The organism is Sabulibacter ruber, from assembly GCF_017355955.1.
Lineage (GTDB): Bacteria > Bacteroidota > Bacteroidia > Cytophagales > Hymenobacteraceae > Nibribacter > Nibribacter ruber_A.
The window spans coordinates 1-330 of the sequence record NZ_JAFFID010000056.1 but is presented as its reverse complement, the minus strand read 5'-3'; the positions used below and the strand labels follow the sequence as shown (position 1 = coordinate 330).

Below are 330 nucleotides of genomic sequence, written 5' to 3'. Positions count from 1 at the left end.
CGGAACTGCTCTACGCAGACGAGGACCGGCTGGACGGCCGGGGGGAGCGGATGGACCCCGTCTTCAAGCCGGGCTGGAGCCCCGACTTCTTCCAGGCGAAGAACTATCTGGGTCCCTTGATCGTGCTGCGCCGGACCCTGCTGGAGGCGGGAGCGGGGCTGGCGCCATCGGTGGAGGATGCGCCCTACGCCGCAGCGCTCCTCCTGCTGGAGCGCGAGGGCGAGGCCCCGGTGCGACACATCCCCTTCGTCCTTTCCCATCGCACCGTGGTGGAAGAGGCGGCGGAAACGGCCCGGCGCGGCCGAGAACGCGCCCTGCTCGCCCGTCGTC

Annotated in this window: 1 protein-coding gene; it reads left to right on the top strand. The window is 71.2% G+C overall.

The window, feature by feature from the left end:
• Positions 1 to 330 (top strand): glycosyltransferase family protein (locus JT719_RS24430; protein WP_207436403.1); only part of this gene is annotated, 330 nt, incomplete at both ends.